The sequence below is a fragment of the Micromonospora sp. NPDC049240 genome (genome assembly GCF_040647835.1).
Taxonomy (GTDB): Bacteria; Actinomycetota; Actinomycetes; order Mycobacteriales; family Micromonosporaceae; genus Micromonospora.
In genome coordinates this window covers 1-14,015 of the sequence record NZ_JBEZCX010000015.1, presented here as the reverse complement: position 1 = coordinate 14,015, position 14,015 = coordinate 1, and the positions used below count along the sequence as shown (strand labels likewise).

11 protein-coding genes and 2 tRNA genes are annotated in these 14,015 nt (G+C 72.6%); 8 read left to right on the top strand and 5 right to left on the bottom strand.

The window, feature by feature from the left end:
* Positions 1 to 107: 107 nt before the first annotated feature.
* Positions 108 to 2,213 carry a M14 family zinc carboxypeptidase gene (locus AB0B02_RS22620; protein ID WP_357303199.1) on the bottom strand — a complete coding sequence of 702 codons (2,106 nt, stop codon included), beginning with the start codon at positions 2,211 to 2,213 and terminating at the stop codon, positions 108 to 110.
* Between the two features lie 131 nt (positions 2,214 to 2,344).
* Complete coding sequence (locus AB0B02_RS22615) at positions 2,345 to 5,239, bottom strand: Hsp70 family protein (protein ID WP_357303196.1); 2,895 nt, start codon at positions 5,237 to 5,239, stop codon at positions 2,345 to 2,347.
* Between the two features lie 130 nt (positions 5,240 to 5,369).
* Between AB0B02_RS22615 and AB0B02_RS22610 the strand changes: the two genes are divergently transcribed.
* Entirely contained in the window at positions 5,370 to 6,020 is a 651-nt protein-coding gene (locus tag AB0B02_RS22610; protein ID WP_357303193.1) for an MOSC domain-containing protein, read from the top strand.
* Between the two features lie 15 nt (positions 6,021 to 6,035).
* On the opposite strand, the gene AB0B02_RS22605 is transcribed toward AB0B02_RS22610, so the two are convergent.
* Positions 6,036 to 6,109: transfer RNA gene (locus AB0B02_RS22605), tRNA-Gly, on the bottom strand.
* Positions 6,110 to 6,262: 153 nt separating this feature from the next.
* Between AB0B02_RS22605 and AB0B02_RS22600 the strand changes: the two genes are divergently transcribed.
* The 5 genes from AB0B02_RS22600 to clpX all read left to right on the top strand — a co-directional run bounded on the left by AB0B02_RS22600 (position 6,263) and on the right by clpX (position 10,843).
* A tRNA-Pro gene (locus AB0B02_RS22600) sits at positions 6,263 to 6,336 on the top strand.
* Between the two features lie 148 nt (positions 6,337 to 6,484).
* Positions 6,485 to 7,831 (top strand): trigger factor, encoded by a 1,347-nt coding sequence (tig, locus tag AB0B02_RS22595; protein ID WP_158273812.1) that lies wholly within the window; start codon positions 6,485 to 6,487, stop codon positions 7,829 to 7,831.
* Positions 7,832 to 8,005: 174 nt separating this feature from the next.
* A complete protein-coding gene (locus AB0B02_RS22590; protein ID WP_107155907.1) occupies positions 8,006 to 8,647 on the top strand; it encodes an ATP-dependent Clp protease proteolytic subunit in 642 nt (213 codons plus the stop codon).
* Positions 8,648 to 8,661: 14 nt separating this feature from the next.
* Positions 8,662 to 9,324 (top strand): ATP-dependent Clp protease proteolytic subunit, encoded by a 663-nt coding sequence (locus tag AB0B02_RS22585; protein ID WP_091069591.1) that lies wholly within the window; start codon positions 8,662 to 8,664, stop codon positions 9,322 to 9,324.
* A gap of 226 nt (positions 9,325 to 9,550) precedes the next feature.
* Positions 9,551 to 10,843 (top strand): ATP-dependent Clp protease ATP-binding subunit ClpX, encoded by a 1,293-nt coding sequence (gene clpX, locus AB0B02_RS22580; protein ID WP_281937306.1) that lies wholly within the window; start codon positions 9,551 to 9,553, stop codon positions 10,841 to 10,843.
* Between the two features lie 24 nt (positions 10,844 to 10,867).
* Here clpX and AB0B02_RS22575 read toward each other — a convergent pair whose 3' ends face one another.
* On the bottom strand, positions 10,868 to 11,491 hold the full coding sequence (locus tag AB0B02_RS22575) for an XRE family transcriptional regulator (RefSeq protein WP_357303186.1): 624 nt from the start codon (positions 11,489 to 11,491) through the stop codon (positions 10,868 to 10,870).
* Between the two features lie 41 nt (positions 11,492 to 11,532).
* Between AB0B02_RS22575 and AB0B02_RS22570 the strand changes: the two genes are divergently transcribed.
* Positions 11,533 to 12,366 (top strand): EamA family transporter, encoded by an 834-nt coding sequence (locus tag AB0B02_RS22570; RefSeq protein WP_357303183.1) that lies wholly within the window; start codon positions 11,533 to 11,535, stop codon positions 12,364 to 12,366.
* A gap of 39 nt (positions 12,367 to 12,405) precedes the next feature.
* Complete coding sequence (locus AB0B02_RS22565; RefSeq protein WP_357303180.1) at positions 12,406 to 13,203, top strand: carbon-nitrogen hydrolase family protein; 798 nt, start codon at positions 12,406 to 12,408, stop codon at positions 13,201 to 13,203.
* 6 nt (positions 13,204 to 13,209) lie between these two features.
* Here the strand turns inward: AB0B02_RS22565 and AB0B02_RS22560 are convergent, their stop codons facing one another.
* Positions 13,210 to 13,431: a hypothetical protein gene (locus AB0B02_RS22560; RefSeq protein WP_281937297.1), complete on the bottom strand. Its 222-nt coding sequence runs from the start codon at positions 13,429 to 13,431 to the stop codon at positions 13,210 to 13,212.
* Positions 13,432 to 14,015: the final 584 nt, after the last annotated feature.

The window sequence follows — 14,015 nt, the reverse complement described above, 5'->3', positions numbered from 1 at the left end:
CCCGCGCGGCGGGATCCTCGACACCCGGCTCGCCGTGACCGCCCTACCCCCGGCCGTGGCCGGAAACCGCGGTCCCCGGCCGAGGTGCCGGCCGGGGACCGCCCGGGTCAACGCGCCCCGGCCGCGTAGTCGCGGGCCACCCGGACCAGTTCCACCAGGCCACCGGCGTACTCCTGGGACTCGCCGTGCGCCTCGTCGAAGGGCGGCTGGAAGCCGACGCCCTCCCACTGCCCGGTGGCCTCGTTCCAGCGGTCGTTGCCGACCTCGAAGTCCCAGGCGAAGATGCCCAGCTCGTAGTAGAGCTGGTCGGCCGAGTTGCCGGCCGCCGAGTAGAGCACGTCGGCGACCGGGCCGGTCTGCGACGGCCAGGTGACCGTGCCGCGTTCGGTGGCGATGGCCCCGACGATGCGGCGCGCGCTTGCCAGGAACAGCGTCGACTCGTCGATCGACGGCCGCGGCAGCGTCACCCGGCCGTCCGCCCGGTACGCGCCGGGCGGCCACATGAAGTAGCCGCCGTAGGAGTGCACGTTCATCGCGAACTTGATGTTGGGATGCGCCCGGGCCAGGTCGATCACGTTGCGGCTCTCCGCCTCGGACAGCTCGGCGGTGCCCGCGTAGTTGCCGGACAGGCAGTTGGCGCTGGCGCCCACGTACCCGTCGAACAGCGACCCGACCGTGTAGTTGCGGTTGACGTCCACGCCCCAGGTGCTGCGGTACCTCGGGTCGCGGGCGGTGCCGGTGCAGTGGTTGACCAGGTTCTTGCGCTGGAGGTTGTAGTCGTGGAACGAGTAGTTCGCGCCGTCCGGGTTCACGGTCGGGATCACGAACACGTCGACCTGCTCCAGCAGTTGCCGGGTCGCCGCGTCGGTGCGGGCGTTGGCCAGCAGCCGTTCCGCGAACTCCAGCGTGACCAGCGGCGTCGCCCACTCCCGGGCATGTTCCTGCGAGTACGCGAGCACCCCGACCCGGGAGCCGTCCCGGTGCCTGCCGATCCGCAGCGCCTGCACGGTCCACGGCCGGGTCGGCACCTCGGTGCCCTGGAGGCCGTCGTCGAGGCGTACCGGGCCGGCCACCGGCATCGGCAGTCCGGCCGAGCCGTCCTCCACGGTGGCCCGGAAGCGGCTGCCCTGCCGCACGTTGATCGCGGCGGCGACGTCGTCGGTGCTGCTGGTCACCTTGCCGGCGGCGTCGGTGGCCAGGGAGACCGTGAGCACCCGGTCCCGGTACCGCACGGTCAGCGGCCGGCTGGCCCGACCCGGGTCGACGGTACGCGCCTGCACGCCGTTCATGCCCTGGTCGCCGAAGCGCACCGACTCCACCACCAGGGCGGCGACGGCCGGGTCGCCGAGGTACGCGGCGGCGGTGCGTCGGTAGCCCTGGGTGCGGTTCGGCAGGTCGATGACGTCGACCAGGTCGCGGTACTGGCGGCCCAGCCGGGCGATCCGCGCCCTGATGTCGACGGGCGTCAGGTAGGCGTCGATGAAGTCCTTCTGGTAGCCGGCCGGCTGCGGCGGCGGGGTGGCGTCCGGCCAGCGCGCCGGGGTGACCGGCCGGCTCGTGCCACCCAGGCTGGAGGTGGCGGTGAACTGCACCGGCTGGCCGGGAGCCGGCTGCGGCAGCGCGTAGTGGTACTGGTACTCGCCGGAGTCCTCGAACCGGTACAGCGGGAAGGAGCCGGTGGCACCGTCCGCCGTCCGCCAGCTCACCGTGATCTCCACGTCCGGGTCGTCGGTGGCGGTGGTGGCCACCTGGGCCTGGAGGAACGTCTTCCCGCCGGTGGTCCACCAGTACGCCTGGAGGAACTGGAGCGTGTCGGTGCCGTCGGCGGCGCGCAGTCCGGCGCGGGTACGGGCCTGCGCCGCGCGGGCGCTCTCGGCGAGCCGCCGGGTGCCGTCGTCGGCGCGCTGCACCACCTGGAGCGCGCTCGCCCCCTGCCGGGTGAGGTCGGCGAGCTGCCGGCCGGTGAGGACGAGGTCGGCGACCGGGTGGCCGTCGCGGGAGCGGGGGCGGTTGGCCAGGTCGGCACCGGCAGCGACCAGGCGGGCGAGCTGCGCCTCGTCGGCCAGGCGCACCCGGACCAGGGCGGTCTCGGTGGGGGCGAGGGTGATCGCGGGGGCGGCCGGCGCGGCCACGCCGGGACCGGGGTGGGACAGGGCGGCGGTGATCAGGATGCCGGTGGTGGCGAGTGCGGTCCACCGTCGTCGGACGAACAAGGTGCCTCCTGACGGACGTCGATCTCACTGCCCCCAGACCAGTCGAGACATCGACGCCTGTCAAGCTCACTTTCGGTCGCGCCGGTCGGGTCGTGGTTCACCGGCGGCCGGCGGCGCACCGGCGGCACCGGTCAGCCGGCGAACCGGTACAGCCGGAACTCCTTCTCCGCGCCGCACACCAGCACCTCGGTGGTCCAGGAACACGACTCGCCGCGGATCTGCTTCACCTCGCCCATCTCGACCGGCTTGCCGTCCACCGCCAGCCCGGCGAGGACCTGGTCGTCCTCGTAGCCGCTGGGCGCCTTGCCGAAGAGCAGCAGGTTGCCGGCGTCCAGCCGGACCGCCACCCCGTCCCGGTCGCGCAGCACCGCCGTGCCGTCCGGGGTGAACACCGTCACCGCGTCCCGGGGCGAGTCCCGCGCGGCCAGCAGGTGGTCGCCGAGCGGGACCAGCCGCTGCGCGCCCGGGGCCGGCCAGCGCCGGCTGTCCTCGCCGTCCGCCACGACCACCACCCGGGTGTCGTCGGCGCCCGCGCTCGGCACCTCCAACAGGCAGGCGCGGTGCTCACCACAGGTGACCAGCGCCCGCGCCCGGCTGTCCCGTTCCGTCGCCTCGTACCGCACGTCCGGCGTGCCGAGACTGCCGAGGTCGTAGGAGACCAACCGCAGGCCCCGGTCGCTCTCCGCCACGTACAGCCGGTCGTCCCGGGCGGCCACCGGGTCGTCCAGGTCGGCCACGTTGCCCCGGCTGCGCAGGATCTTTCCGTCGTCCATGGCCACCACCCGCACCGACCGGTCCGCGCCCACCTGGACCAGCCGGTCGGCCTCGCCCGACCAGGGCGCACGGGGCGAGCCGTCCCGGTACGCCGTGCCGTCGAGCGCCGCCCCGGTGGCGACCGGCACCACCACGGTCCGGGCGTCGCCGTACTCGGTGCGCGGGTTGGCCCGCTCCCACCGCTGCCGGCCGTTGTCCAACCGCAACCCGACCAGGCGGTTGCCGGCGCGGTCCAGCCGGACCACGGTGTCGGCGCTGACGAAGATCTGGTCGTCGCCCTGGATGTCCATGGTCCACCGCTGCTCGCCCGAGTCGCCGTCGAGCACCGCGAACGGTCGGGGGGTGCTGGTGCCGGAGGCGTCGGCCACCACGGCCACCCCGTCCGGCAGCGCCCGGACCCCCGCCCACCGGTCGGCGCTCGCCCGGGTCTGCTTCTCCCAGATCCGCCGGCCGGTGGCGGCGTCCACCGCGACCACGTTCAGCCGGTCGTCGGGCAGCGACCAGGCCAGGTAGGCGCGGTCGGCAAGCGTCGCGGTGAACATCTCACCCGGCCGCTCGTCGCCCGCGGCCACGGTCCCGACCAGCTCCGGCGGGTGGAAGTCCAGCGCCGGGTGCCGGTCCCGGAACACCCAGAGCAGCGTCGCCGCCGTCACGCCGACCACCGCGAGCGCGGCGCCCAGCGCGAGCCACCGGCCGCGCCGGCCGCCGCCGGAGGACGCGCCGTCCGGCGTGCCGGGACCGCCCGCCGGGGGCGCCCAACCCGGGGGTACGCCGGGCGCGGCGTGCGTCGGCGCGGGCTGCCCGGCCGACGTCGCGGGAGCACCACTCCCGGCGTACGCCGGCGCGGCGTACCCCGCAAGGGTGTGGCCGGCCACGTCGGCGACCAGCGTGCCGTGCGGGCCGCCGGGCGCGGTGGTCGCCGCTCCGGCGGTCGGGCCGGCGACGGTGGTCGCCGCGCCGACGGTCGCCGCCCGGTCCTCGGACGTCGGGCCGGGCGTCGGGTGGGCCACGGTCGGGTCCGGCGTCAACGAGCCGGCGGCCGGTGCTCCCGCGGCCCCGGCCGGTGCGGCGGGGCTTCCGGCGGGCGGCCGGGCACCGGGCCGGCCGGCCCGGCGGGGCAGCGGCAGATCGGTCAGCGCCCCCTCGGCGACCGGGAGTTCCGGCTGCTCCAGCACGGTCGGCGCGATGCCCAGCTCGGCGTGGAGCAGCCGGGCCACCAGCGGGATCCGGGTGGAGCCGCCGACCAGGAACAGGCCGGAGAGCTGCTCGGGCCGCACCCCGGCGGCGGCGGTCACCCGCCGGGTCTCGGCGACCGCGCGGGCGAGCAGCGGCGCGGCGAGACGCTCGAAGTCCTCCCGGGTCAGCGGCACGGCCGCCTCCACCCCCGGCACGGCCACCGGCGCGACCATCACCCGGGAGAGCATCTCCTTGGCCCCGCGCACGTTGTCCCAGAGCTGCTGCCGGTCGCGCCGGTCGGCGGTGGTCGCCGGGTCGGTCAGCCGGGCCCAGCGCCCGGGGTGGGCCGGACCCACCAGCTCGCCGAGCCGCCCGAGCAGGGCCGCGTCCAGGTCGAGGCCGCCCAGGTCGTCGATCCCGCCGGTGGCGACCAGGTGGAAGCCGGAGTCGCCCCACGGGTCGGCACCCTCGTTGCGCAGCACGGCCACGTCGAGCGTGCCGCCGCCGAAGTCGAACACCGCCACCGCGCCGCCCACCGGCACCGGCCGGCGCAGCACCTGGGTGAAGTAGCGGGCCGCGGCCACCGGCTCGCGCAGCAGGCGGGTGCCGGGCGCGATCGGTCCGGCGAGCGTGTGCTCGGCCGCGGCCGGCCAGCCGGCCAGTTCCAGCGCGTCGTGCAGCACCTGCCGCCGGGCCGGCGGCCAGACCGCCGGATGCGTCACCACCGCCGGGGGCAGCAGACCGACCGCGGCCACCGCGGCGTCCGCGACCATCCGCAGCGCCGTGGCCAGCAGCTCCGCCGGCCGGTACGCCCGCCCGCCCAGCTCGACGGTCTCCTCGTCGACCCGCCGCTTCGGGTTCGGCTCGTAGCCGGCCGGGTCGGCCTGGGCCAGGCGCTGGGCGTCCCGCCCGACGTGCAGGTGGCCGGCGGTGTCGGCGTACACGCCGGACGGCAGGATCGGGTGGCCGTCCACCAGCAGCGGCCGGGTGGTCCCGTCCGGCCGGCGCAGCACCGCCACCGTGTTCGAGGTGCCGAGGTCCACGCCGAGGGCGAAACCGTCCTGCTGGCCTGACATCCGTCACTACCTCCACCCGACGAGGGGCACGTCCGGCCCCGCATCGTACGCAGCCCGCGCCGCCCCGCCCCTCACCCGGTACGCGGAATCGGGTGGCCCGGCCGGGTGGTCAGCGCCTACCGTCGCCGCCATGAAGGTGCTCTCCGTGAACGTGGGCCGGCCCCGACCCAACCCCTGGAAGGGGATCGCGTCGACCGGCATCGACAAGCGACCCGTCGACGGCCCGGTCGCGGTCAGCGCGCCCGGCCCGAAGGGCGCCGGCGAGGTCGGTCTGGCCGGCGACCGGGTCTACGACGTGGCCCACCACGGCGGCACCGACCAGGCGGTCTACGCGTACGCCCGGGAGGATCTGGACCGCTGGCAGGCCGAGCTGGGCCGGCCGCTGGGCAACGGCAGCTTCGGCGAGAACCTGACCACCACCGGTGTGGACGTGAACGGCGCGCTGGTCGGTGAGCGGTGGCGGGTCGGGGCGGAGCTGGTCCTGGAGGTCTCCTGCGCGCGCATCCCGTGCGGCACGTTCCAGGGCTGGCTGGGCGAGCAGGGCTGGATCAGGCGGTTCACCCGGGCCGCGGTGCCGGGGGCGTACCTGCGGGTGGTCGAGCCGGGCGCGGTCCGGGCCGGCGATCCGGTGGAGGTCGTGCACCGGCCGGACCACGAGGTGACCGTGGCGTTCCTGTTCCGGGCCGTGACGACGGAGCCGGACCTGCTGCCCCGGGTGCTGGTGGCCGACGCGCTGCCGGCGGAGGACGCGGAACGGATCCGGAGACGAATCGACGCCTGAACGCCGGTGGAGCGGTGGAGCGGGCGACGGGAATCGAACCCGCGTAGTCAGTTTGGAAGACTGAAGCTCTACCATTGAGCTACGCCCGCGAGCGCCCCGCGTCGACGGGGCACACGCGACAGCGTACCGAATCCTCCGGGCCGCACGCGCATCCCCCACCGGCGGACCGCGCGCCCCACGCGGGCCCGTGGTGCCCCGGTCACCCGCGGGAGGGCCCGGACGGCATACACTCTTTGTCGCCACGGGGTGTGGCGCAGCTTGGTAGCGCACTCGCTTTGGGAGCGAGGGGCCGTGGGTTCAAATCCCGCCACCCCGACTGTCGTTCGCGACCGGATCGTCCCGGGAACCGCCGGTTTCTCCGCGCGGTACCCGGGCCCTGCCGATGCCGCAGGCCGACTCGCCTACACTCGATGCGCGCAATCACGCCCCAGAATCGACACCCAGATCCGTCAAGGAGTACGCCTGTGAAGAGCACCGTCGAGACTCTGAGCCCGACGCGCGTGCGGCTCGCCATCGAGGTGCCGTTCGTCGAGCTCGAGCCGAGCCTCAAGAAGGCGTACCGGGAGATCGGGCAGCAGGTCCAGGTTCCCGGCTTCCGCCGGGGCAAGGTTCCCAGCGCCGTGATCGACCAGCGGGTGGGCCGGGGGACCGTCCTCAACGAGGCGATCCAGGAGGCCATCCCGCAGAACATCCTCGCCGCGGTCCGGGAGCACGACCTCAAGACGCTCGGCCGCCCCGAGGTCGACATCACCGAGTTCAACGACGGTGACTCGCTCAACTTCACCGCCGAGGTCGACGTCCGTCCGGAGATCACCCTGCCGGACCCGGCCACCATCGAGGTGACCGTCGACGAGATCGAGATCGCCGACAGCGAGATCGACGAGCAGGTCAACAGCCTGCGCGAGCGGTTCGCCACGCTGAAGACGGTGGAGCGCGCCGCCCAGGACGGCGACTTCGTCCAGATCGACCTGAACGCGACCGTCGACGGCGAGGACGTCCCCGGCGGTTCGGCGAGCAACATCTCGCACGAGGTCGGCAGCAAGCAGCTCCTGCCGGGGCTGGACGAGGCGCTGGTCGGCCTGGCTGCCGGGGACAGCACCACCTTCACCACCCAGCTCGTCGGCGGTGACTTCGCCGGCCGCGACGCCGAGGTGGCGGTGACCGTCCGCACGGTGAAGGAGAAGGAGCTCCCCGAGCTCGACGACGACTTCGCGCAGATGGCCAGCGAGTTCGACACCATCGAGGAGCTGCGCGCCGACCTGCGCGAGCGGGTCACCCGCGGCAAGCAGGTCGAGCAGATCTACGCCGCCCGCGACAAGGCGCTGGAGCAGATGGTGGCCGCCGCCGAGGTGCCGGCGCCGGAGGGTGTCGTCAAGGAGGAGGTCGAGAGCCGCAAGGCCGCGATGGTCGACCAGCTCGAGCGCATCGGCGCCTCCCTGGAGGAGTACCTCGCGGCGGAGGAGAAGACCGAGGAGCAGATCGACGCCGAGCTGACCGAGGCGGCGACCGACGGCGTCAAGATCCAGCTGCTGCTGGACACGCTCGCCGACGCGGAGGACGTGCAGGTCTCCGACGACGAGTTCGGCCACGAGATCGTGCACCGGGCGCAGCGCGCCGGCATGGCCCCGCAGCAGTACTACGACCAGCTCGCCCGCTCCGGCGCCGCCGCGGCCGTCTTCGGTGACGTCCGGCGGGGCAAGGCGCTCGCCGCGGTGATGGAGAAGATCAAGATCAAGGACGCGGCGGGCAACGAGGTCTCCCTCGACGCGCTGCGGGCCCAGAACGAGGCCGAGCACGACCACCAGCACTGATCGTTCCGGCGACGGCCGTCGTCCCGCGCTGTGCGCCGGGCGGCGGCCGAAACCCTTTCCGGGGTACGCCGTGCGGGTGACTGCGCTGAGAGCGAACAGTGCCCCGACCGGGAGTACGCCCGTAGGGCGAGCGGTTAGTGTCGGACAGGACGGTACGGAGAGCGAAGGGCTGCCATGACCGACATGCACATCCCCAAGAAGTCGCTCCGGGCGATCGAGGCCCGCGGTGGCGACTCCATTGGCAACCTCGACGACTCGGTCTACAACCGGTTGCTCAAGGAACGCATCATCTTCCTGGGCAGCGAGGTGAACGACCAGGTGGCCAACCGCATCTGCGCGCAGCTGCTGCTGCTCGCCGCGGAGGACCCGGACCGCGACATCTTCCTCTGGATCAACTCGCCGGGTGGCTCGGTCTACTCCGGCATGGCGATCTACGACACCATGCAGTACATCGACAACGACGTGTCGACCGTGGCCATGGGCATGGCCGCCTCGATGGGTCAGCTGCTGCTCTGCGCCGGCACCAAGGGCAAGCGCTACGCCCTGCCGCACGCGCGGATCATGATGCACCAGCCCTCGGGTGGCCTCGGCGGCACCGCGTCGGACATCGCGATCCAGGCCGAGCAGATGCTCTACACCAAGCGGATGTTCCAGGAGCGGGTCGCGCACCACACCGGCCAGTCCCAGGCGCAGATCGAGGCGGACTCGGACCGCGACCGCTGGTTCACCGCCCAGGAGGCCATGGACTACGGCTTCATCGACAAGGTGATCATCGGGGCCACGCAGGTTCCGGATGGCGCCGGGACCCTGAGCTGACCGAGGAGCTGACGATGACCGACCTGAGCCTGCCGCCCCAGTTCGCGGCCGTGCACAACCGCTACGTCCTGCCGTCGTTCGTCGAGCGCACGTCGTACGGGATGAAGGAGTCCAACCCCTACAACAAGCTCTTCGAGGACCGGATCATCTTCCTCGGGGTCCAGGTGGACGACGCGTCGGCCAACGACGTGATGGCCCAGCTGCTGACGCTTGAGGGCACTGACCCGGACCGCGACATCATCATGTACATCAACTCGCCCGGCGGCTCCTTCACCGCCATGACGGCGATCTACGACACCATGCAGTACGTCCGGCCGGACATCCAGACCGTCTGCCTCGGGCAGGCGGCCAGCGCGGCGGCGGTGTTGCTCGCTGCCGGTACGCCGGGCAAGCGCATGGCGCTGCCGAACTCGCGGATCATCATCCACCAGCCGGCCACCGAGGGCGGCTACGGCCAGGGCTCGGACATCGAGATCCAGGCCCGGGAGATCCTGCGGATGCGGACGCAGTTGGAGGACATGCTGTCCCGTCACTGCAACCGGCCGATCGAGCAGGTCCGTAAGGACATCGACCGTGACAAGATCATGACGGCCGAGGAGTCCAAGGAGTACGGGCTTGTCGACACCATCCTGACCAGCCGCAAGAAGGGTCTGCTGGCGACTCACGCCGCGGGCTGAGCACGAACGGGGATCGGAGGTCGGCCGGGGGCGGTTCCCGGCCGACCTCTGACACACCCGTTTTGGGGGTCGGAGAAAACCCGGCCACCGGGTAACGTCGGGTCTGTACCGCTCCGGGGTCGGATCGGGGGATCCGACAGCACAGCAGGACGACAGGACGGACGGGCGCGGTGGCGTCCGCAGGTCAGGGCCGGCGCTCCGGCCGATGAGTGCAGGGAGAACGTAGGTGGCACGGATCGGTGACGGCGGCGACCTACTGAAGTGCTCCTTCTGTGGCAAGTCACAGAAGCAGGTCAAGAAGCTCATCGCGGGCCCCGGGGTCTACATCTGCGACGAGTGCATCGATCTCTGCAACGAGATCATCGAGGAGGAGCTGGCCGAGTCCGGCGAGGTGAAGTGGGAAGAGCTTCCCAAGCCGATGGAGATCTGCCAGTTCCTCGACAACTACGTCGTCGGTCAGGAGCAGGCCAAGAAGGCGCTCGCCGTCGCGGTCTACAACCACTACAAGCGGATCCAGGCCGAGGCCGCGGGCGCGCCCGGTTCCGGCAGTGACGGCGTCGAGCTGGCCAAGTCCAACATCCTGCTGCTCGGCCCGACCGGTTGCGGCAAGACCCACCTGGCGCAGACGCTGGCCCGGATGCTCAACGTCCCGTTCGCGATCGCCGACGCCACCGCGCTCACCGAGGCGGGCTACGTCGGCGAGGACGTGGAGAACATCCTCCTCAAGCTGATCCAGGCCGCCGACTACGACATCAAGCGCGCCGAGACCGGCATCATCTACATCGACGAGGTCGACAAGATCGCCCGCAAGTCGGAGAATCCCTCGATCACGCGCGACGTCTCCGGCGAGGGCGTGCAGCAGGCCCTGCTGAAGATGCTGGAGGGCACGGTGGCCAACGTGCCGCCGCAGGGCGGTCGGAAGCACCCGCACCAGGAGTTCATCCAGATCGACACCACAAACGTGCTGTTCATCTGCGGTGGCGCGTTCGCCGGCCTCGACCAGATCATCGAGTCCCGCACCGGCTCCGGCGGCACCGGCTTCGGCGCCCGGCTCCGGTCGGTCTCGGAGCGGTCGACCGACGACATCTTCAGCCAGGTCATGCCGGAGGACATGCTGAAGTTCGGCCTGATCCCGGAGTTCATCGGCCGGCTCCCGGTGATCACCAACGTGCGCAGCCTCGACCGCAGCGCGCTGGTCCGGATCCTCACCGAGCCGCGCAACGCGCTCGTCCGGCAATATCAACGCCTCTTCGAGCTGGACGGCGTCGAGCTGGAGTTCGAAGAGCCGGCGCTGGAGGCCATCGCCGACCAGGCCATGCTCCGCGGCACCGGGGCCCGTGGCCTGCGGGCGATCATGGAGGAGGTGCTCCTCTCCGTGATGTACGAGGTGCCGAGCAACCCCGACGCCGCCCGGGTGCTGATCACCCGCGAGGCCGTCCTGGAGAACGTCAACCCGACGATCGTGCCCCGCGAGTTCACCGGCCGGCGTCGCCGGGACCGCGAGGAGAAGTCGGCCTGACCGCCCGTCGCGACCGCGCCCGGGTCAGCTCGGGCGCGGTCCGCGTGAACGGGTCCGGCGGTCCCACTCGCCCGACGGGGTGACCGCCACCATCATCAGTCGCACCGGCTCGTCGCCGGCCGTGCGGTAGCCGTGCTCCCGGTCGGCGTGGAACTCCACCGTCTCGCCGGCGTCCACCCGGTGGTCGACGCCGTCGACGGTGACCGTGACGGCGCCGTCCAGCACGTGCAGGATCTCCCGCGTGCCGTGGGCGTGGTCGGGGGAGTGCAACGCCTCGCCGGGCCGCATCCGCCAGTCCCAGAGCTCCACCAGGTCGGGCTCGCCCAGGCCGCTGAGCAGGCGGGCGACGCCACCGTGCGCGCCGCGCCACAGCACCGGCGCCTGGTCCGCCGGGGTGATCCGGACGGTGCTCTCCTCGGCCGGCTCCAGCAACCGGGCCATGCTGACCCCGAACGCGTCGGCCACCCGGCAGAGCGTGCCGATGCTCGGGTTGGTGCGGGCGCCCTCGATCTGCACCAGCATCCCCTTGCTGACCCCGGACCGGCCGGCGAGTTCCTCGAAGGACCAGCCGCGCGCGGCTCGCAGATCGCGTACCTGCCGGGCGACCGCGGCGGTCACCGCGCCCACCCGCCCACCGCTTTCGGTCATCATACTATCCTTCACGGTCACTATTGTGATACGACTGCCGGATGCTTCCCATTGTGCTCGCCGCGGTCTCCGCGATCGCGTTCGGCACGGCCGACTTCTCCGGCGGCAAGGCCTCCCGGCACGCCGACCCGATCGCCGTGACCGTGGTGTCGCAGATGATCAGCCTGCCGCTGCTCGGTGTGCTGGTGCTCGTCGTGCCCGGCGCACCGACCACAGGCGACCTGGCCTGGGGCCTGCTCGCCGGCGTGGCCGGCGTGGCCGGCGTGGTGCTGCTCTACCGCGCGCTCGCCACCGGCGTGATGGCCGTCGTGGCACCGGTCACCGCGATCACCGCCGCGATCGTGCCGATCGTCGCCGGCCTGCTCGTCGCCGACTCCCCGGGCACCGTCGCGCTGGGCGGCGCCGGGCTGGCCGTGGTGGCGATCGCTCTGGTGAGCCTCGGCGAGCGCGGCGGCGCCGGCCGCGTCTCGGGGCGGATCATCGGCACCGCGCTCGCCGCCGGCCTGCTCTTCGGCATCTTCTTCGCGCTGCTCGGGCAGGCCGGCGAACGCGCCGGCATGTGGCCGGTGCTGGCACTGCGCGTCAGCTCCATCGCGTTCGGTCTGGCGCTCGCCGCCCGCGCCGGTGTCCGCCTGCGGCTGGGCCGGCGGGTGCTCGGCTGGGCCGCCGCGGCCGGACTGCTCGACTCCGCGGCGAACGCGCTCTACCTCGCCGCCGCCGCGCGGGGCCATCTCAGTGTGGTGGCGGCCATCGCGTCGCTCTACCCGGCGAGCACGGTGCTGCTCGCGCTCGCCGTGGATCGGGAACGGCTACGACCGGTGCAACTGGCCGGGCTCGGATTCGCCGCCGCCGCGCTCGTGCTGGCCAGCGTCTGAGCCCTGTCGTCCAGCGGCCGGCAGCCGTACCCTCTCCTCATGCGCGTCGCCGTCTGCCAGCTCAACGCCCACGACGACCGGGCGGCGAACCTCGCCGCCGCCGAGGCCCTGCTGGTCCGGGCCGCGGCGGCCGGCGCCGACCTGGCCCTCCTGCCGGAGTACGTGGACTACCTCGGCCACGCCGACCGGATGCCGCCGGCCGAACCGGTCGACGGCGCGGTGGGCCGATTCTTCGCCGAGACCGCCCGCCGGCTCGGCCTCTGGGTGATCGCGGGCTCGTTCCACGAGGCCGGCCCGGACCCGGCGCACACCTGGAACACCTCACTGGTCTTCGACCGTGCGGGCGCGCTCGCCGCCGCGTACCGGAAGATCCACCTGTACGACGTGGAGATTCCCGGCCGGGTCTCCTATCAGGAGTCGGCCACTGTCGCTCCGGGGGAGAAGCCCGTGGTGGTCGACGTCGAGGGTCTCCGCGTCGGCCTGTCGATCTGTTACGACCTGCGGTTTCCGGAGCTCTACCGGCAACTCGCCGTCGACGGCGGCGCCGAACTCCTGGTCGTGCCGGCCGCGTTCATGATGCACACCGGGCGGGACCACTGGGAGGTGCTGCTGCGGGCCCGGGCGATCGAGAACCAGTGCTTCGTGGCGGCGGCCGGCCAGACCGGTGACCACGACCCGGGCCGGACCTGTTTCGGGCGGAGCATGGTGGTGGACCCGTGGGGGACGGTGGTGAGCCAGGTTCCGGACGGCCCGGGCCTGGCGGTCGCCGAGGTGGACCTGGAGCGGCTGCGGACCATCCGGGCCGAGCTGCCCAGTCTCGCCAACCGCCGGCTCTGACCCGGCTCAGGTCTCCAGGAGCACACCCAGCACCGCGAAGCAGGCGATGGCCGCGGCGGTGACCAGCAGCGCGGTGGCCATCCGGGACGGGCCCCGGCGGACCAGCCGTCCCACCGACAGCACCAGCACGGCGAGCACGAACGCGCCGATGACCAGCTGCCAGAACGGCAGCAGGAGACCGAGTAGAGCCTCCTCGGCGAGGGCCGGGAGCCGGGACAGGTCAGCCATGCGGACCACTCTGGCACGGCGGGTCCCGATCCGGACCCTCCCCGCGAGCGCCATCCCCGGAACCCGGGTCACCACAGATAATGACGATCATTGATTTGCCTTCCGGAGCACCTCCGCGTAACTTTCTCTCTGCACGCGGGAAGCCGGGGCAAACCGGCCGAGAGCGGGCATCAGGATGGTGGCGGTGACGCCGAGCCAGACTGAGGATTCGGGCGGTGCGGAAACACTCCGGGAACACGGGGTTGCAAACGCGAAGCCGACCGGGTAGAGTTCGGAAGCCGGCAGGGAGCCGGGCGGGTGGCTGCGAGAGCGGCGCCGGCCGGTCCGCCGGAAACCACGACAGCAACGACCGCCGGGTACGGCGTGCGTCAGCGTGGATCGGCTCGAACCAAGGTGATCACCTCGGACCTGAGGTTGACAGCCAAAGTCGAACCGGGTAAGTTAGAGAGGTTGCCCCAAGCGGGGGTCCTGCGATGCAGGGTCTCGGGTTGGTGTGTGGTTGTTCTTTGAGAACTCAACAGGGTGCTTGATAAGCCAGTGCCAATTGTTTTATACCCCGGACTGGTCAGGCTTTGGTCTGTCTG

Bases quoted from the DNA above. Each gene is read 5' to 3' on its own strand.
- AB0B02_RS22585 (WP_091069591.1), top strand. From the start codon at position 8,662: ATGACCGACCTGAGCCTGCCGCCCCAGTTCGCGGCCGTGCACAACCGC.
- AB0B02_RS22565 (WP_357303180.1), top strand. From the start codon at position 12,406: ATGCGCGTCGCCGTCTGCCAGCTCAACGCCCACGACGACCGGGCGGCG.
- AB0B02_RS22610 (WP_357303193.1), top strand. From the start codon at position 5,370: ATGAAGGTGCTCTCCGTGAACGTGGGCCGGCCCCGACCCAACCCCTGG.
- AB0B02_RS22575 (WP_357303186.1), bottom strand. From the start codon at position 11,491: ATGACCGAAAGCGGTGGGCGGGTGGGCGCGGTGACCGCCGCGGTCGCC.
- AB0B02_RS22615 (WP_357303196.1), bottom strand. From the start codon at position 5,239: ATGTCAGGCCAGCAGGACGGTTTCGCCCTCGGCGTGGACCTCGGCACC.
- AB0B02_RS22570 (WP_357303183.1), top strand. From the start codon at position 11,533: ATGCTTCCCATTGTGCTCGCCGCGGTCTCCGCGATCGCGTTCGGCACG.
- AB0B02_RS22560 (WP_281937297.1), bottom strand. From the start codon at position 13,431: ATGGCTGACCTGTCCCGGCTCCCGGCCCTCGCCGAGGAGGCTCTACTC.
- AB0B02_RS22590 (WP_107155907.1), top strand. From the start codon at position 8,006: ATGACCGACATGCACATCCCCAAGAAGTCGCTCCGGGCGATCGAGGCC.